This is a genomic window from Paenibacillus residui, assembly GCF_042677205.1.
GTDB classification, from domain to species: Bacteria; Bacillota; Bacilli; order Paenibacillales; family NBRC-103111; genus Paenibacillus_L; species Paenibacillus_L residui.
Map to the genome: position 1 here is coordinate 158,046 of NZ_JBHTIU010000027.1, position 17,632 is coordinate 175,677.

The window sequence follows — 17,632 nt, forward strand, 5'->3', positions numbered from 1 at the left end:
TGGGATGATCTTCCGACACCGATAAACTACTTGAACGTAGAATTAGCCATGGCGCTAACGATATGTTTCTGAGCGAATACAAACAGCATAACGATAGGAGCAATGGCAACTACACTTGCCGCCATCACCAGGTGAAAGCTCATCATTTCCTGCCCGGGGAAAGAATCCTTAAGCATTGCAATGCCTACCGTCAGTACGCGCATGTTATCGGAATTGGTCATGATGAGCGGCCAGAAGTAGGAATTCCAGCTCCCGATAACCTTCAAAATAATAATCGTGATCACTGTCGGCAGAGCCATCGGGACCAGAATCAGATAGATGATCCGGAACCGCCCCGCCCCATCCACCTTCGCCGCTTCTATCACATCATTATTGATCGATTTGAACGCCTGACGCATCAGAAAGATGCTGTACGCCGATACCCCATGAGGGATGATTAGTGCCAGGAAGGTGTTCAGCCATCCAAGTTGAGACATCATAACATAGACGGGAACAAAGGTAACTTGTTCAGGGACCATTAACGCGGCCAGAACGAGAATAAACCATTTGTCCCTTCCCCAGAACTGCCCCTTGGAGAAAGCATATGCCGCCAGCAGCCCCAGATTCAGCTGCAAAACCACCAATCCGACGGTTTGAATCAGCGTGTTCAGGGCATATCGGGTGAACGGCGCCGCATGGAAAATATCGCGATAATTCGTCCAGGCAAATTTCTTCGGCCAGAATGTCGGCACCGCCGAGCTCAGCTCGGCCGGAGTTTTAAACGATGTGATCAGCAGCCAATATAATGGAAAGAACATTATTAAAGTGACAAGAATAGCCGTAACGAGTCTCGTCGGTCTCCAAAGCAACCTAGCTGTCATCGTATCCCACCTAACCTTCGTAGTGAACCTTTTTCCTGGAAAGCACAAACTGCAATATCGTCAATGTAATCAGGATCAGGAAGAAAATAATGACCAACGCGGACGATCTGCCTGCCCTGAAATCATGGAAAGCCATCTGATAAATCCAATAAACCATCACTTTGGTTGACTCCAATGGTCCCCCTCCGGTCATCACATCGACCGACTGGAATACCTGCATCGACGAGATAAACTGCGTGACAAGCAGAAACAACAGGGTTGGAGAAAGCAATGGAATGGTAATCGATTTAAACTGCTGCCAGCGGCCGGCTCCATCGATACTGGATGCCTCGTAATATTCGTTCGGAATACTGCGCAGCCCGGCGATAAAGATCAGCATGGTGAAGCCGACGCTTTTCCATATTGCTACCATTATTAATGCCCACAGGGCATTGGTTGTGCTATCCAGCCAGCGAACCGGTTCCATTCCGATGGCTTGCAGAAGCTGGTTCATAATTCCATATTGGTTGTTAAGAATCCATATAAAGACCATGGAAGCAATGACCATGGATATATAATGAGGCATGAAAATAAACATCCGCAAAAATCCAAACAATCTGGACTGGACATTAAACAGCATGGCCAGCAGCAGCCCGATAGCCAGGGTAAGTACAACATCCAGAATCGTATACGTGAACGTAATCTTCAGCACATGATAGAACCGCTCATCGGTCAGCAGTTTTTCATAGTTTTGAAATCCGATGAATTTTTTGACGGGCTTCACTAAATTCCAATCCGTAAAACTGATATAGACCGAGAACAGCAAAGGATAGTAGGTAAACGCAGCCAGTAAGACAAGTGCGGGCAGAGCAAACGAGAAGTCCTTAAGCTTTTGGATGGTCTGAAATTTTATCCTCTTCCCGGCTTTAAGCGGAGTTCGCTGCCGGAGAGTCTTCTCTGTATCCATATCATCCCTCATTTCTATAGAACACGCATCCGTTTTTCCGTATTCCATGTGGTCCTTCCTATTGGAACAGACACGGGGGAGATCGCTCCCCCGCACCTGCAACGATTAATAATCATCAAGCACTTCATTCATCTTCTGGGCGGCCTCTTTAAATGCAGCTTCCACATCCATATTTTCCAGAATGATCTTCCCAAGAGCCTCGGTTAGATTGGTGATCGCTTCGGGATAAGGCGGATACTGCGGACGTGCCACTACATTGTCGATATTATCCAGAATAGCTTTGTACTGCGGACGCTTCTCGAAATAATCCTTGCCCTCCTGCGAATTGATCGCCGATTTGCGTGTCGGCAAATATCCGGAATAATCCGCCCAGCGAATATTGTACTCGGAGGATGTCATGAATTGGACAAACTTCCATGCCGCTTCCTTCTGATTGTCCGGGGCCATATCCATAATCGCTATCCCGGCGCCGCCAATTTGTGAAATGTGATTTTCGTCCCCAGGCGGGAAGGAAACCCCGATTTCGAAGCCGGCATTTTCGATATACCATTTCAATTGTCCCGACGTATGATGAACCATGCCGATCTTGCCATCGAAGAACATCTGCCTCATATCGGCGGATGCCCCTTTACCATAGCCCATTTGCATGTACCCTTTATCCATCCACTCTTTGAACTTTTTAATGAACTTCAAGCTCTTCTCCTGATCCAGACCGGATTTGTGATCTTCGGTCAGAGGCGTCCCGCCGCCGTTGCGCATCCACGTCTCGGAGTACCATACATCCCAGCCCGGCACAGCAAAAGCATATCTCGTTACATTATTGCCTTCCTTCTGCGATACCTTCTGGGCGAACGGCTCGATCTCATCCCAGGTCTGCGGAGGAGTAACCCCTAATTGATCAAACATCGTCTTGTTGTATATAAAAACATTGGAGCTTACGATCAGCGGAAAACCGTACTGCTTACCTTCATAGGAATAAGCCTTAAACATCCCTTGAGCGAAATCTTCCGTATCCAGCTTATCCCGTTTAATGTACGGGTTCAGGTCCATGAAGATTCCCCCGTCCCCGAACGTCGGCAGGGAAGCGACCTCTACATTAGTGACGGCTGGAACATCCTTGGCTGCCACAGCGGCCATAAGCTTCTTGTGCAGATCTCCATAAGCACCTTGATACACCGGCTCTACGGTTATCCATGGATATTTCTCCTGGAACTCTTTAATCATAAAATTGAGGCCCTCCATCTGATTATCCGCATGGGCATGCCAATATTGGATGGTTACCGGTGTCCGATCCTCCTCGGCCGGAGGAGCGACCGGCGCTTCACCCTCCTCCTTCCCGGAAGAACAACCGATAAGGCTAGTTGCCGCCAGTGCTGCTACCGTCATGGTCTGCAATACTTTTTTCATCTTCATAACGATTCCCCTCTCTCTTATTTCCTGTCATGACTGTTCATATCTTGCACATCCCAATGGCCGTTTCCGTAAACAAACCTCGATAGGTGCGGAATGACTACCTTTCATTTGAATGCGCTTACAACACACTATGGTTTACTATGAAGCCGTTCCACTCTAAGCCGAAATAACGAAAGGAAACGAAATTTAACAACATTAAACGAAAACAAATACAGCCTAATTCATTGACTATTCTTACATCCAAACCGCTATTTGTCAATGTTTTATTTTGATTTTTGTAGTCGTTTATTGTCGTATATTGATATTTCGTTTTACATCTACTGATACCACCTTCCGTTTCCTTTGGTTTTATTGCTCGTTGTTAGCAGAACGCCTACCCTCTTTGGGAAATGACTACCTTCATAGCTTAGCTGACGAATGTTAACGGGACATAATCGACCTGCTAACTTTTTGTAAAGACGACAAAAAAGACCGTAAGAAAACCGCCAAGAAACAGACGAAAGCTATGGCTTCGCGTACTGTTCCAAAGGTTTTCTCACCGTCTCCACCTTTGTCGATATTTTGTTGTTTGTGTGGAAATAACCGAATTTTTAAATCCGAATGCTTGAAATTTGATCATGGAATATTGCTTTATATTTCATCCTATGCTCAAAATTTGAGCTTATGCATTTCTTGCGAACATGTTGTTCATCCGTTTTTTGTATGATTTGTTAATCATCGGCTCACAATGTATATACTGGCTTATTTACGAGGAGGGCTCGGGATTGAACGTAAACAAAACCATCAGCGTATTCCAGGCTCTTACCATCATCATTTTGGCTGTCGGTTTTTCCAACCACGTCACCATCATCCCACTGCTTTTGCATGTCGGAATGCGCGACTCCTGGGTCAGTGTTCTGCTTACGTATCTTCTGTCCAACCTTTGGCTGCTCCTTCCCTACTACATTGCCAAAACGACCGGCCAACAGTCATTATTCGACTGGCTGAGGCAGCAGTACGGCAAGTGGGCAGCCCGCTTTCTGATCTGGCCGGCGGCAATATATGTTTTATTCATCGCCGCATTGACGATCCGGGAAACGACGAAATGGGTAAGCATCACCTATTTGCCCCGAACTCCCGGCACAGTTGTAGCAGGCAGCTTGATCCTCCTATGCTTGTTCATTGCCGGCTCCGGAATCCGTCCAATCGCAATAACAACCGGCATTCTTCTTCCATTGGTCTGGCTGCTCGGCTATTTCGTTATGTCCGCCAATTTCCAGTACAAGGACTATTCCAAGATCTTCCCGATATTTACCGACGGGCTGGAGCCCGTCTTGAATGCTATGGTCTATGCGGGCGGGGGATTTATTGAAATCATCATCCTGCTGTTGTTTAAACATAACATAGAGAAGCCTATCCGACTGCTTTACTGGTTTATCCTGGCTTTTATTCTGGCGGGCCTGACCATGGGTCCCCTGATTGGTTCCATGGCCACTTATGGACCGGTGGAATCCGCTAACCAAAGATATCCCGCCTTCGAGCAATGGCGGCTGGTGACTATCGGCAAATATATAGCCCACGTAGACTTCCTGGCCTTGTTCCAGTGGCTTTCAGGGGCATTTATACGTATATCTCTTGCGATATATATCCTGCTGGATTTTTGTAAGCCCGATAGCCGGTTGTTGAAACGATTCATTCTCTTCATACTGCTCTTCATATTACTGGGAATCGCCGTCGCCCCTATAAGCGACATGAACTTCATAAACTGGATCAAAACCAGGTACTATCCCTACAGCTTCTTTGCCGTGCTCGCTTATTCCATCTTGCTTTCGCTGCTTGTGTTTGCTAAATCGCATCTGAAGAGGAGGAAGCCGAGTTGAATTTTTACCGTTATTTCCGACAACAGCTCCTGGGAAAATCAAAAGGAAAGGAACGAAACCGGACCGGCTGGCTCCCGAAACAATGGAATGAACAGGCCATCCGGATGCTGTTCGGCTCCAGCGCGGACATTACGATTCAAGTCTACCGGTTCGGCTGCCGTCAACAGATCAAAACGGTGATCGTATATTGTGAGGGAATGGCCAATATACAGCAGGTTAACGAGTTTGTACTCCCTCAGCTTAATCGCATGCTGGCCAGCTCCGAGCGCCTCGAGGATTCCTTCGTATCCAATCCGTTGCTGCAATTAAACGAAATCAAGGCGGCAGAGGATTTGCTTCATCACTTATTCGATGGAAATATGATCATCGTGTTCGAAGAGCAGGAGAAGCTTTATTTCGTCGATGTTGCCGACATTCCCCGCAGAACTCCGGAGGAATCAAATACGGAAGTTTCGATCAAAGGGCCGAGGGACGGCTTTACCGAGGATCTCTCCACCAATATCGCCCTGATTCGCAAACGGCTCAAGACCCCTTCGCTGCATCATGAGCAATTCCGCCTGGGCAGGAGAAGCCATACGAAGGTATCTTTGCTGTACCTATACGATGTAGCCCGTCCGGATGTCGTGGATGAGGTTCGGACCCGGCTTAACAAAATTGAAGTGGATGGTCTGCTCAGCAATGAACAATTGGAGGAAGCACTGTCGGATTACAGTCATTCCTTGTTCCCGTTATTCGATTATATCGGCAGGCCGGACCATGTCGCGGCCGGTCTGTTAAGAGGCCGTTTCGTCATTCTGATAGACGGCTCGCCTATGGCCATTATTGCCCCTATCAACCTGACCACGCTTCTGAAAACACCGGAAGATATGCATCTTCCATTCTACTATGTTGCACTCGAAAGGTTTTTCCGTCTGATCGGAATCAGCATTTCCATCTTTCTTCCCGGATTTTGGGTTGCTTTGACAGCCTACGATATAGACCAGCTTCCTTTCCACCTATTGGCTACCGTCAGCAACTCCAGAATCGGGCTGCCGCTTTCTTCTCCCATGGAAGCGTTCCTGATGATCGGATTATTTGAAATATTCCGCGAGGCCGGGGTCCGGCTGCCTAAGGCGGTAGGCCAAACGGTGACGGTCATTGGCGGGCTCATTGTCGGGGATGCGGCGATCCGGGCGGGAATTACTTCTCCAACGATGCTGTTCGTCTGTGCCGTTACAGCCGTTGCCACGTTTACGCTGGTCAATCAATCCCTGAGCGGCAGCGTTAGCGTCATTAGAATATTTGTGCTCATCTGCACCTCGATACTCGGAATGTACGGCTTTTTCATTTCCATGTTTGTTATCATAACGTATTTGTCCAGACTGGAATCCTTCGGGCTGCCCTATTTGGCACCTATTTCCCCATTATCCCCGCGCGATGTGTTATCGGGGATGCTGATCAAACCGCGGGACCATATCGATCACCGGCCTAAAATGCTCCATACCCTGGATACGACCCGCAAGAAGGGGGACTCTCCTTGAATAGGAAGCTGCTCATCTGCTTGCTTATGCTCACCCTCTTATCCGGCTGCTGGGACATTAAAGATATGCAAATCGTTAATTACGCCGTTTCCGTCGGACTGGATTATAAAGACGGCAAATATCTGATCTATGCACAGATGATTGAATTCACCTCGATAGCGAGACAGGAATCGGGCAAGCAGAGCAATCCTCCCCAGCAATGGGTTGGCAAAGGAGAAGGGGAGACCATTAATCAGGCAATCAATGATTTGCTGGATACGGCGCAGCAAAGAACATACTGGAGCCATGCCACCAATATCATTATGACCAAACGATTGCTCGAACAAGGGGTGGACCATATCGAGGATACGCTGTTTAGGTTTCGGGAGATGCGTTATACTCCCTGGATTTATGGGACAGAGGAGGAAATAGAGGATGTCTATACGACTCCCGGTTTTTTTAATCTTCCCTCACTGGCTACAATTCTTAACGAACCGATCGAGCTTTATAAACAGAAATCATACATCGCTCCGATGCAGTATTTCCGTTTCGTTTCTCTATTGCGCGAGCCCGATCAGACTATACTGCTGCCATCCATCTCCATCAATAAGGAGCAATGGCATAAAAACAACAAGGTCGACAAAAAACTTGAAATGAACGGAGTATATGCCCTGCAAAATTACGAGCTTAAAGGCTTTTTCGATAAAAACCGTCTAGCCGGGTTAAGGTGGTTGGAATCCAGAACGGAAAGAACGCCCCTCGTCATCCGCAAGGAAGGAAAATCCCAAGCGGTGCTTTCCATGAACAAGCCTGAAATTGATATCAAGCCGCACGTTGACAAACAAGGACCCGTCTATTCCATTCATGTGAAAATAACCGGGGACATAATCGAGCTTACCAGGGCCATGCCGGAATCAAAGCTTGTTGAAGAGGCGCAGCGGCATATTCGAGGGGAAATCATGACGACCTACAGGAACGGGCTGGAGAAGAAGGCAGACCTCTTTTCACTGCAGCATGTCCTTTATCGCAAGCATTATGGCCGATGGAGAAAGCTTCAGGCCGACCGTCCATTTCAGCTTAAGGAGGACTCCATTCAAGCAATTGAAGTCGAAGTCAAACTAAAGCATTCGGGAATGCTGAGAGATTCGATCAGGACACAGCCGGCGGTAAAATGAGAAAACCGGCAAAGGCCGTCAGTACAGTCTTTGCCGGTTGGATACGGGAAGATTCCGGTTTAACAGGCAGCACTCGGTACACGTTATCGCACCCCGCTGCCCTTCTCCCCTCCATACTAAAATTGAAAATAGATGAACGTATTCTGCTCTGTTCGTAACAGCAATGCTAACACGGCAATCACGAGCGTATAAACGACGGCGCGAACCGGCGCAGGAAAACGGTTATGCCAAGCCTTGGACCATTTGGCCGCATTGGCGAACAGATAATATTCCACAATATGCAGCAAATATAAGACGGCAACGAGGAGCAGGTACTTGTGTAATTCCTTCGGGAACAGGAAGGCTTCCGGAGTAAGCATGCGGGACAGCAGCGAGATGGCGTTCTGAAATCCGTCCACCCGGAAGAATATCCAGCCGATACATGTAAGATGAAAGAACACAATGACTGCAAACACGTGATAGATTTTGCTGGAATCGAGCTTGGCCAGTCCCAGCCGTTCCTTGCCTTTGCTGTACAGCTTATGGCCGATCAACAGCGCTCCGTGAAACATTCCCCAGATCACGAACGTCCAGGCGGCACCGTGCCAGATCCCGGAAATCGTCATGGCAAGGAACAAATTAATGTATTGTCTCACCTTGCCGTTCCTGGATCCGCCTAATGGAATATAGATATAATCCCGGATGAACGTGGATAAGGTGATGTGCCAGCGCCGCCAGAATTCCGTTGCATTCGAGCTCAAGTATGGAGTCTGGAAGTTGTTAATCAATTTAATTCCGAAGAAATAGCCGATCCCTACAGCCATTTCACTATAAGCCGCAAAGTCGAAAAAGATTTGAAACGCGAACAAATAAATGGCAACCCAGCCTTCGGCCCCGGTAAGCTCGGCCGTTCTGGCAAAGAAAGAGTCCGCATAACCGGATATATAGTCAGCCAGAACGATTTTCTTAAACAGCCCGAGTCCGAGGAAGGCGGCTCCTATTCTCATATTGCGACGGTCAAAGCGGATGGAGCGAATGCCCTCGATTTGCGGCAGCAGCTCCTGTCCCCGCATGATCGGACCGGCGATCAGATTGGCGAAGAAAGCGATGAATACCCAGAAGTCGAGCAGGGTGCGGCTCGGCTTGATCTTTCCTTTATAAATATCGACGACATAAGCAATCATCTGAAAGGTATAGAAGGAAATCCCGATAGGCAGCACAATTGTTAGCCAGAAAGAATCCTCGGTCAGCAGCTTCACGGACAGGAACTGCTCCATGCTGCGGATAAGAAACACCGTATATTTAAAGAAAACGAGATTTAAAATATTGACGACAAGTGCAATGGCCAGAATTAATTTGGCATACTTTCCGCGCAGCATTTTGGAGCAGTAATAGGTAAAGATGGATACCGCAATAAAGACAAATAAATGGCCGATACCCGCCACCCCGTAGAAGATTACGTTGGCGACGGAAAGCAAGAAGATCCGCCGGTTCGGCAGCAAATAATATAGAAACATCGTTATGATCATCAAGACCATAAATTCCGGAGTATGGAAAAGCATGTATCTGATCTCCCTTTATTTAGTGTAAGCTTCCCACAACAGGCCGCTCAGCGCTTCATGGCCTTCGGGCGTGAAGTGAGTATGGTCTGTAAACAAAGCATCGTCTATTTTCCCTTCCAGATTAATGTATTTAAACGGAGTGCTTTCCATCATTCGATCAATCCTGGCTATGTTCTGCCGATATCCTTCCTTGTTCACATAAGCTTCCATCAGCGTCTGATTGACGCCGTTAAAAACCACCATTGTGTTGGTGCCTTGTTGGTGCTTGATAATCTGGTTGAGGAAGAATACATCCGGACTGGCATCCGACAAGTCGAACGGCTTGTCCGTATAGCTGTTCACAATCTCATCCGATTTCAGATACTGCTCCAGCCCTTCCTTCTGGTGCCAAGGACGGGGATCACCAAGAGCATCATCCGGGATGGGAAGCCCCTTAGCACGCGTGTACGTATGCTTGACGGATTTAATAATAAAATCTTTATAACGGAACAACGACATACTCGGAAGCACATCTTCATGGAGCCAATGCTTATATTTCTCATAAAGCCCTTCCGGGACGCTGTAGCCGGTCGATTCAAGCTGCGGACGAATATGCGCGAATGTGTCGGGATCCAGCTTCCTGAGTTCATCCTTCAGCCAGAATACAGCGGGAGGCCAAGGGTTCCGCTCTACAAATGAAGCATAGCGAATATTGAAGATGACCCGCTCGGTCGATATGTTATGCTTATCCAGCATCAACAGCATCGTATAGATGTCTCCCAATTGCATAGCCGGCATCGATAGATTATAGATGGCCGGCGCTTCTTCTCCCATTGTTTCGCGAGCCAATCTCTCCATATAAACATTTACGGGTTGATCCGAGTTACCGGGACTTCCATAAATAATTGAATCTCCCAGCAGAATGATATAATTATCGGATTTGCTGCGGGAGATTTGCCGTTTGATCTTGTCCAGCGCCGCATCGATGTCATGCAAATTGCTCTTCGTCAGTTCGTAATCTATCCGGTTATGATAGACTTCATGATCCGGCACCAGCAAGGGGACCGCGAGTTGCAGAATAATCAAATACAAGATGACATACTTAAGTGCTTTCATGAGTAAATTTCACCTATTCCTTCATATTAAATATGGTAGATGATATTCTACCATAGAGGCCAAAAAAAGACAGGAATCCAACTAATTATACCTATTAAGACATAAGCTGTACAAGCAAAAAAAGAAAAGAATCGGGAACGGCGCATAATTTTGTCGGAGGGCTCCAAACTATAGGTAAAGGAAATGAATAACAATAAAGGTGGAATTATAATGTCTCAATCGGTAACCCGAATTCAGGAGCTGCTGGACGCTTGCCAACAAATTCTGGACCATATGGAGCTTCCCTCCTCCTCCCAATTTCAGGTAGAGGAGCTGCGCCATCTGATCAACAGCGAAAGAGAAGAGCTGACACACTATTCCGATGAACACGATACAGCTATCCATCTGAACTCCTTAAGGAACAGCGTGGAAAAGATGGAGCAGTTAAATGAGCAATTAATCGCTTATGCGGAACAGCGTTATAGCGATGCCTCCGGTGGAGCAGCGATGAGCTTTGAAGCACAGCCGTTGGAGGATCAGCTTCACCAGGAAGAAGCCTACCATGGCAAAATCGACTATAAAAGCTGCCTGAAGCTTAAGGAAAATCTGGAGAAAATTCATCAAGAACTTGGATGACTGAACCTGGATAAAAATTCGAGGCGTCCGATAGGGTTCCAAAGCGCTTAAGCCCGCCGGGACTATGACGTTTACCGGCGGGCTTCATAAATGATATGGGATATATAAGAGACTAGGACCTGTAACATTTGGCAGGAGCTGTGACGAAAATAGACTCCTTGCCCAAGGCTCCGTTAGGACTGTCCGGCGGGGGGCTCCTCCTTCCCGTTCAACAGCAGTCGGCTCGCCACCTTCGAGTTGAGGGAATGGGCAACCGAACAATATTTCTGCTCACTTAAGCGGATTGCCCTCCATATTTTGTCCGGCTTGATATCGCCGTCAACGTGAAAAGTCAGATGAATTTCCACAAATCTGCGCGGAGGCTCTTCGGCGCGGATCCCCGCAGCTTCTATTTCCAACCGGTCCGGAGCGAGCCTCATCTTCTCCAATATCATCGTCACATCAATCCCCATGCAGCCTGTAAGCCCCATCAAGACCAGCTCCATGGGCGAACTGCCGGCATTCTCACCGCCCACATCCGGCACGGCATCCATCATCACTTCGTGATTTCTGGAGGACAAGCTCTTGAATTTCCTCTTGCCCTGCCATTCTGTACGGATTTTCATTTCAATAACACCCCTTTACGTTTTCCGCCAAGCTCATCTGAGTCCATCATCCTCTAGTCTTCCCATGCCTGTCAAGAAGTCTTCTCTTTACTCTGAGGGAAAGCCAAAACACCTGCCAGGGCCATTCCTGTGGCGAGTAGCTGCTCCGCAGTCAAGCCTGCCCACAGCGGGTCATTCACCCGGAAGAAGGAGCCTGCAAGCAGCGCAATCCCATAGAAGGTTAGAAAGTGGGAGAATAGCTTGCCGCTGCCGAGCCGGCCTCCTTTCCGCCACATCCAGATATAAGAAGGGAGAAGAATGAGAACGATATAAAGATTAACCGGATGATATCGATAATTCGAATATCCGACGGCTATTCCCCAAGGCCATTCCGTCGCTTTCCCGTACTGCCAAATAAACAAATAATAGACGACCGCAATAAGCCCCGCCCAATAAGCCATCGTATCAAGCAGGAAAGGCCGGTCTATCCCCCGTTTTCTCCTCGCGGCCTCCAGATAAACCAGCGCCAGCCCTAAACCCAGCCATAGACCCATGCCGGAGCCGTTAACAAACAGCAGGCTTGCCGGATTGGTCCATAGGACGGAAGGGTTGAAAATCGCCGGACTGAGCTTCCATGTCAGCAGTATAATCAGAATGGCGTTTCCGATCAGATCTGGAAGCTCGCGCCCCTTATCCCCGACCTTATTCAATTTCCAGCGGACGAGCAAATATCCGGCTATGGCGGCAAGCGCGAGCAGCAGCCAGCTGGTACGGATCATCAACGGACCCGCCTGAAGCACTTCCGGCATACAGCCGCCTCCTTTACTTCGATTTGATCATTTGTTTCACTTTTTTCTCCAGTGTGCCAGGATCGACCAAGCCGAGAACCTTGTCCACTATGACCCCGTTGCGGTTGACGAAGAAGGTTGTCGGATAGGCTTGTACCTCGAATAGATCAATCACTTTATGTTTCGAATCGTCATCGAGCAGAACAGGGAAATCGAATTCGTGCCTTTCGGCAAATTCGCGAGCATTCTTTTCCTTGTCCAAGGTGGTGGCATTGACCGCATATATTTCAATCTCATCCCGGTATTTGTCATACAGCTTCACCAGCTCGGGAGCTTCCAGTTCGCAAGGACCGCACCAGGAAGCCCAGAAATTGATGATGGCCGGCTTCGTTTCCTCGGCCAGAGAATACATTTCGCCGTCCATACCTTTCAATTGGAAGATTGGTGCCTTGAAGCCTACAAGGGGCTGCACCTCCAGATCTGCGGCAGACTGCTTGTTCTGACCGTCGCTCCCATTCTGATAAACCGCAAGACCGATCAGAAAGGCAATCATAATTATGATCCAAGCTTGTTTTTTCATTGCACCGTCTCCTTTCCATCTTAGCTGCCTTCAATTTGCCGCGGATGACTGAACAGCTCAAGGCAAGTATCCATTGCATGCACCCCGTCCTCTGCACACAAGCTTGCAGCGTTTGTCAATAGTATTCGCACTACATACAATAGTGTAAATTATATGGTGAAAGGACGGGCTTATACACACCCGCCCAGAATCAACAGCAAATAGGGGGAAATGACGAGCATGAGGAACGAAACAAGCACTGCGGGAAAGCGGACGGCGGGGGCTTCTACCTTGCCGCCGGGTTCTATGATCTGCTCGATCCGGTAATTGATGGCCGTGTCGGCGAAGGATACTCCGATACCTCGCGGAGCTGGGGCCGCGCGCTTCGTCATTTTCAACAGCACATTTCCAAGCTCATAAGGCGTATTCATCTGCTGGATGACAAACCGGTCCGCCAGCAGCTCTTTCATGACCCGATAATAATGTGCGAGCCCGCGGATAAGCGGTATGTATCCGAAGGCATCCCGGCAGATCGTGACCACGAGCATCTTCAACGGGTCCCGCCTCATACAGTGATGTCTTTCATGCAGCAGAACCGCTTCCATTTCCCTGTCGGAAAGCATATTCAGCAAACCCGTCGACACAAAGATCCGCGGCTTGATAAGTCCTGCAGCCAGAGCAAACAAAGAGTCGTCACGAATCACTCTAATTGGAACGCCCCAATGGCTGTATCGCCGTTCAAGCATCATCGAGGCCTCGTGATCCGTCCGGGCTCTGAAATGTGCACCCCATTTGCATGAAAGATAGAACTGTGTCGCCATCCGCAGCGCTATTCTGCCGAACGTCACGAAGATCAGCAAGTTAACCGCGGCCGATATCAGAAAAAAGATAAAGGGCGATTCCTTAAAGGTAATCAGACAGAGCTTAAGTAAATTCCATCGCCCTTCAGCCCCCGAAAACTGCTGGACAGCATGGAGCCCCATCTGTAAGAGCAGAAGCAAGGACGCCGAACCGACAATAACAAAAGCCATTTTCGTCTTCAAGCTGCCGTTCACGTCTCGTTCCTTCTTCTCATCTCATGCAATTTTTGCTCCAGACGTTCAATCAATTCGGGGTCGGCTTGATCCAGAGAATCGATTAAATGATTGACGACGAGCGGTCCGAAATCGGTTATTAATCCGTTAGCCAGTTCCTTGGTCTGTTCACTCAGAAATTGCTCCTTCGTCTGAACGGCGGCATAATAGGAAACTTCTCCACGGGACCTCTTGGCCAGCCGATTCAAGTGGCCTTTCTCACACAGTCGGTTCATCACCGTCATAACCGCATTGAACGAAATGGGGGCTTCCTTGCAAAGCATTTCCTGAACCTCTTTAATGCTGGCCCTCCCCGTTTGCCAAACCCGCTCCATAATTCTCGCTTCCAGCGGGCCAAAAAAACGGTTGAGCCCTTCCTCGTTCATATTATACTTGTCTACTTTCAGTTTTGATCACCCCTAACACTATGCATTGTAGTATAGTTGGCAATCCGCTGTCAATGAATGAAGAAGCAATTCAGCGGCCGGGATTATAAAGGAAAACCGCCAGGCATGGGGTTCTCCCGCCTGACGGCCAATTCACTCGTAATATTTCATTAATCCGCTTATCTTACGGGCTTGCTTACTTCTTCTTCAAATCTTCAATGGAGTTAATATCGACGTAGGACGGCACAACCAGCCCCAGCTTCGTACCAATCAAATTGGGACCGAGATCCTCGATTTTATCTTTGTGAGTCTCGAAATGTCTCTGGTGGGTAGTCGGAAGCCAAGCCGCCACAATGGCGTCTACGTCTCCATTAGCCACTCCTACCCACATGGGGGCAGCCTCAACCTGCAGTCCCTCCACTTTATAGCCAAGCTTGGATTCCAATACATGCATAACCACATTCGTGCTGGCGATTTCCGAATCCCAGGCCACGTAGGCGAGCTTCAGCTTCTTGCCGTCCGCTTGCGGCACATCCTTGATCCAGGCTTCCACTTTGTCCGCGTTCTCTTCCACCCACTTAGCGGCGGCTTCCTCCGGCTTCATTCCTTCATAGACATCTACCATCACTTTCTCCATATCGGCAGGTGTCCACTCGAAACGGTCAAGGAACTCGTAGGCCGCCGGGTCGTCTTCCTTCAGGCCCTTGCGGACGATCGTATGAATTTCTTCATCCGCACCGTATACCCCTTTAGGATCTTCGAGATATTTCAGATCATATTTGGCGAACTTCCAGTGTGGAGTCCATCCGGTAATAATGATCGGCTTCTTCTCCTTATAGGCCTTCTCCAGGGAAGCGGTCATGGCGGTATCGGAGCCTTCAATCAATTTCCAATCCGTCAATTCATATTCCTTAAGCACCTTCTCGGTCGCTTCCATGAGACCCGCACCCGGATCAATACCGATAATCTCATATTTCACCTGATCGCCGATAAAATCGGACTGCTCTTTCTCCCCGGAGGAGCAGCCTGCCAGCAAACCAAAACCTAATGCAGCGGATAGAACAACCTTTATTCCTTTTTTAAACATACCTATCTCCTTTTTTTATCTTTTTTCATCATCCCTTGTGACAGCCGATCCAGCAATATAGCCAGAATGACAACGGCCAATCCCGCCTGAAAACCTTCTCCAATTTTTAGCTGGGTAACGGCTTTATAGACATCTGCTCCCAGTCCTTGCGCTCCGATCATGGATGCAATAACAACCATGGACAGAGAAAGCATCACGGTCTGGTTAATTCCCGCCATAATCGTCGGGGCTGCGAGCGGAAGTTGAATCTTGAACAGCTTCTGTCCCGGGGTGGACCCGAAGGCATCGGCCGCCTCTACCAACTCGGCGGATACTTGGCGGATGCCCAGATTGGTCAGCCTAATGGTTGGCGGGACTGCGAAAATAACCGAAGCGATGACCCCCGGAACGACTCCGAGCCCGAAGAAAGTCACCGCCGGAATCAGATAGACGAAGGCCGGCATCGTCTGCATGAAGTCCAATATCGGCGTCAGCACATTGCGCACTCCATCGCGTCGGGCGCACCAGATTCCCAACGGCAGACCAACGATGATGGAGATCAGCGTAGAAGTAACAACTAGTGCAAGTGAATCCATCGTATGGTCCCAATACCCGAGATTCTCTATCAGCAGCAGCCCTATTACCGTGAAGATAGCCAGCCCCCAACGGGACACTAAGTAGGCAATGACGGCGAATATGCCGATCCACACATAGAACGGAAGCAAATGAAAGACCCAGGAAAAGGCGCCTACGGCTCCGCCGATGACCATCTTAAAGAAATCAAACAGAAACTGCAGGTTATCCGCCAGGAAAGACACCAGCTTCTCAATCCATTGATCCAAAGGGATTTTGGGCATCATGCTTCACCCCCTTTGTAAGAATGCGTCTGGTTGCCGGATAAAGCTCCCAGCACAGCTCCCCTGACGATTACACCCAGCAGCCTTCCATTCTCTCCAACGACGGATACAGGGAATCGCGACGTGCTGCACAAATCAAACAGCTCGTTCAAGTGTTTATCCGGAGGAACGACAGGCACTTCACGAATGATAATATCTTCCAATTTCTTGCCTTCCTGAACAGCAGCCGATGCATCCTCCGCTGTAATAACTCCGATCAGCTTCCGGGATTGATCGACAACGAACAAATTCGAAACCCCGCTGTCCCTCATCAGCTGCAGAGCCACCCTCGGCCCGCCTTTATCCAGGGTAATCGTCTCCGGCCTCCGCATCACATGCTCAGCGGTCAACACCTTGGATAAATCGACATCCTCCACGAACTTCTCTACGTATTCGTCCGCCGGCTGAATCATAATTTCTTCCGGTGTTCCAATTTGTACGACGGAGCCGTCTTTCATCAGAGCGATCCGATCGCCGATTCGCAGCGCTTCATCCAAATCGTGGGTTATGAACACGATCGTTTTCTTCATCTTCTGCTGAAGCTCCAGCAGCTCATCCTGCATATCCTTGCGGATAAGCGGATCCAGAGCGCTGAAGGCCTCATCCATCAGCAGAATGTCGGGATCGTTGGCCAGCGCTCGGGCCAGTCCGACCCGCTGCTGCATCCCTCCGCTAAGCTCGTCGGGATAACTGTTCTCCCATCCCTGCAAGCCAACCAGGGAAAGCGAGCGTATCGCTTTCTCACTTCGCTCGGCTTTAGTCCAGCCCTGAATTTCGAGCCCAAACTCCACATTCTGCAGGACCGTCTTATGAGGAAATAAAGCGAATTTCTGAAAAACCATGCTGATGGTGCTGCGGCGAACATTTCTTAGCTCCTCCTGCCCCATCTTCACGATGTCCCGGCCATGGACTAACACTTCCCCCAATGTCGGCTCGATTAACCGGTTCAATAATCGGACAAGAGTAGACTTACCGCTTCCCGACAGTCCCATGATGACGAAAATCTCCCCTTGTTGGATATCGAAGCTGATCCGGTTAACCCCTACGGTTATTTTCGTTTTTTCGTATATTTCCTTCTTTGATAGCCCCTGCTCCAGCAGCGGAAATGCTCGTCCTACCTCGGATCCGAACATTTTGGTCAAGTTTTTGACGGATATGACAGCCATCTTATTCCCCCCTTCCCTACGCTCATCTTTATACCCGTTAAGTTTACTCAAAGGACAAAAGAAAGGTCAACGCTAATAAACGTTTGTCTCGTACGTTCGGAAAAAACTTTA

At 48.7% G+C, this 17,632-nt stretch carries 17 protein-coding genes; 4 read left to right on the top strand and 13 right to left on the bottom strand.

Annotation, left to right across the window (positions count from 1 at the left end; translation table 11 throughout):
- Window positions 1–26 precede the first annotated feature (26 nt).
- Genes ACFQ03_RS07745 through ACFQ03_RS07755 form a run of 3 tightly spaced genes read right to left on the bottom strand, consistent with a single transcriptional unit; the run spans window position 27 to window position 3,219 of the window.
- Window positions 27–860 (bottom strand): carbohydrate ABC transporter permease, encoded by an 834-nt coding sequence (locus ACFQ03_RS07745; protein ID WP_144932696.1) that lies wholly within the window; start codon window positions 858–860, stop codon window positions 27–29.
- A 10-nt stretch (window positions 861–870) separates the two neighbouring features.
- Complete coding sequence (locus tag ACFQ03_RS07750; RefSeq protein WP_225312689.1) at window positions 871–1,854, bottom strand: carbohydrate ABC transporter permease; 984 nt, start codon at window positions 1,852–1,854, stop codon at window positions 871–873.
- Between the two features lie 57 nt (window positions 1,855–1,911).
- Window positions 1,912–3,219, bottom strand: coding sequence for an ABC transporter substrate-binding protein (locus ACFQ03_RS07755; protein ID WP_379287255.1), 1,308 nt, complete (start codon window positions 3,217–3,219; stop codon window positions 1,912–1,914).
- A 764-nt stretch (window positions 3,220–3,983) separates the two neighbouring features.
- On the opposite strand from ACFQ03_RS07755, the gene ACFQ03_RS07760 reads away from it, so the two are divergent.
- The 3 genes from ACFQ03_RS07760 to ACFQ03_RS07770 are packed head-to-tail and all read left to right on the top strand — an operon-like array spanning window position 3,984 to window position 7,752.
- Window positions 3,984–5,078: a GerAB/ArcD/ProY family transporter gene (locus ACFQ03_RS07760; protein WP_144932692.1), complete on the top strand. Its 1,095-nt coding sequence runs from the start codon at window positions 3,984–3,986 to the stop codon at window positions 5,076–5,078.
- Window positions 5,075–6,598: a spore germination protein gene (locus ACFQ03_RS07765; RefSeq protein ID WP_379287257.1), complete on the top strand. Its 1,524-nt coding sequence runs from the start codon at window positions 5,075–5,077 to the stop codon at window positions 6,596–6,598. The genes ACFQ03_RS07760 and ACFQ03_RS07765 overlap by 4 nt, the downstream gene beginning before the upstream one ends.
- Window positions 6,595–7,752, top strand: coding sequence for a Ger(x)C family spore germination protein (locus ACFQ03_RS07770; RefSeq protein ID WP_150959939.1), 1,158 nt, complete (start codon window positions 6,595–6,597; stop codon window positions 7,750–7,752). The genes ACFQ03_RS07765 and ACFQ03_RS07770 overlap by 4 nt, the downstream gene beginning before the upstream one ends.
- 116 nt (window positions 7,753–7,868) lie before the next feature.
- Here ACFQ03_RS07770 and ACFQ03_RS07775 read toward each other — a convergent pair whose 3' ends face one another.
- Window positions 7,869–9,293, bottom strand: coding sequence for an MBOAT family O-acyltransferase (locus ACFQ03_RS07775; RefSeq protein WP_144932687.1), 1,425 nt, complete (start codon window positions 9,291–9,293; stop codon window positions 7,869–7,871).
- A gap of 15 nt (window positions 9,294–9,308) precedes the next feature.
- On the bottom strand, window positions 9,309–10,388 hold the full coding sequence (locus ACFQ03_RS07780) for a hypothetical protein (RefSeq protein ID WP_144932686.1): 1,080 nt from the start codon (window positions 10,386–10,388) through the stop codon (window positions 9,309–9,311).
- Window positions 10,389–10,598: 210 nt separating this feature from the next.
- On the opposite strand from ACFQ03_RS07780, the gene ACFQ03_RS07785 reads away from it, so the two are divergent.
- Window positions 10,599–11,003, top strand: coding sequence for a hypothetical protein (locus ACFQ03_RS07785; protein ID WP_379287260.1), 405 nt, complete (start codon window positions 10,599–10,601; stop codon window positions 11,001–11,003).
- Window positions 11,004–11,176: 173 nt separating this feature from the next.
- Here the strand turns inward: ACFQ03_RS07785 and ACFQ03_RS07790 are convergent, their stop codons facing one another.
- From ACFQ03_RS07790 to ACFQ03_RS07825, 8 genes are all read right to left on the bottom strand, one after another.
- Window positions 11,177–11,608 (bottom strand): OsmC family protein, encoded by a 432-nt coding sequence (locus ACFQ03_RS07790; protein WP_225312687.1) that lies wholly within the window; start codon window positions 11,606–11,608, stop codon window positions 11,177–11,179.
- A 71-nt stretch (window positions 11,609–11,679) separates the two neighbouring features.
- On the bottom strand, window positions 11,680–12,396 hold the full coding sequence (locus ACFQ03_RS07795; protein WP_144932680.1) for a prolipoprotein diacylglyceryl transferase family protein: 717 nt from the start codon (window positions 12,394–12,396) through the stop codon (window positions 11,680–11,682).
- A 13-nt stretch (window positions 12,397–12,409) separates the two neighbouring features.
- The gene (locus ACFQ03_RS07800) at window positions 12,410–12,955 is read right to left on the bottom strand and encodes a TlpA family protein disulfide reductase (RefSeq protein WP_144932678.1); all 546 of its coding nucleotides are present in this window, start codon (window positions 12,953–12,955) and stop codon (window positions 12,410–12,412) included.
- A gap of 170 nt (window positions 12,956–13,125) precedes the next feature.
- Window positions 13,126–13,989, bottom strand: a complete 864-nt coding sequence (locus tag ACFQ03_RS07805; RefSeq protein ID WP_379287263.1) for a M56 family metallopeptidase — start codon at window positions 13,987–13,989, stop codon at window positions 13,126–13,128.
- Window positions 13,986–14,414: a BlaI/MecI/CopY family transcriptional regulator gene (locus ACFQ03_RS07810; RefSeq protein ID WP_370451772.1), complete on the bottom strand. Its 429-nt coding sequence runs from the start codon at window positions 14,412–14,414 to the stop codon at window positions 13,986–13,988. The genes ACFQ03_RS07805 and ACFQ03_RS07810 overlap by 4 nt, the downstream gene beginning before the upstream one ends.
- 175 nt (window positions 14,415–14,589) lie before the next feature.
- Window positions 14,590–15,480, bottom strand: a complete 891-nt coding sequence (locus ACFQ03_RS07815; RefSeq protein ID WP_144932672.1) for a glycine betaine ABC transporter substrate-binding protein — start codon at window positions 15,478–15,480, stop codon at window positions 14,590–14,592.
- Window positions 15,481–15,482: 2 nt separating this feature from the next.
- Complete coding sequence (locus ACFQ03_RS07820; RefSeq protein WP_144932793.1) at window positions 15,483–16,316, bottom strand: ABC transporter permease; 834 nt, start codon at window positions 16,314–16,316, stop codon at window positions 15,483–15,485.
- Window positions 16,316–17,521, bottom strand: a complete 1,206-nt coding sequence (locus ACFQ03_RS07825; protein ID WP_144932670.1) for a quaternary amine ABC transporter ATP-binding protein — start codon at window positions 17,519–17,521, stop codon at window positions 16,316–16,318. Before ACFQ03_RS07825 ends, ACFQ03_RS07820 begins: the two co-directional genes overlap by 1 nt.
- Window positions 17,522–17,632: the final 111 nt, after the last annotated feature.

Excerpts from the sequence above, each read along its gene's own strand:
- ACFQ03_RS07800 (WP_144932678.1), bottom strand. The coding sequence starts at position 12,955 with ATGAAAAAACAAGCTTGGATCATAATTATGATTGCCTTTCTGATCGGT.
- ACFQ03_RS07815 (WP_144932672.1), bottom strand. The coding sequence starts at position 15,480 with ATGTTTAAAAAAGGAATAAAGGTTGTTCTATCCGCTGCATTAGGTTTT.
- ACFQ03_RS07745 (WP_144932696.1), bottom strand. The coding sequence starts at position 860 with ATGACAGCTAGGTTGCTTTGGAGACCGACGAGACTCGTTACGGCTATT.
- ACFQ03_RS07825 (WP_144932670.1), bottom strand. The coding sequence starts at position 17,521 with ATGGCTGTCATATCCGTCAAAAACTTGACCAAAATGTTCGGATCCGAG.
- ACFQ03_RS07775 (WP_144932687.1), bottom strand. The coding sequence starts at position 9,293 with ATGCTTTTCCATACTCCGGAATTTATGGTCTTGATGATCATAACGATG.
- ACFQ03_RS07755 (WP_379287255.1), bottom strand. The coding sequence starts at position 3,219 with ATGAAGATGAAAAAAGTATTGCAGACCATGACGGTAGCAGCACTGGCG.
- ACFQ03_RS07785 (WP_379287260.1), top strand. The coding sequence starts at position 10,599 with ATGTCTCAATCGGTAACCCGAATTCAGGAGCTGCTGGACGCTTGCCAA.
- ACFQ03_RS07820 (WP_144932793.1), bottom strand. The coding sequence starts at position 16,316 with ATGCCCAAAATCCCTTTGGATCAATGGATTGAGAAGCTGGTGTCTTTC.
- ACFQ03_RS07780 (WP_144932686.1), bottom strand. The coding sequence starts at position 10,388 with ATGAAAGCACTTAAGTATGTCATCTTGTATTTGATTATTCTGCAACTC.
- ACFQ03_RS07750 (WP_225312689.1), bottom strand. The coding sequence starts at position 1,854 with ATGGAATACGGAAAAACGGATGCGTGTTCTATAGAAATGAGGGATGAT.
- ACFQ03_RS07795 (WP_144932680.1), bottom strand. The coding sequence starts at position 12,396 with ATGCCGGAAGTGCTTCAGGCGGGTCCGTTGATGATCCGTACCAGCTGG.
- ACFQ03_RS07790 (WP_225312687.1), bottom strand. The coding sequence starts at position 11,608 with ATGAAAATCCGTACAGAATGGCAGGGCAAGAGGAAATTCAAGAGCTTG.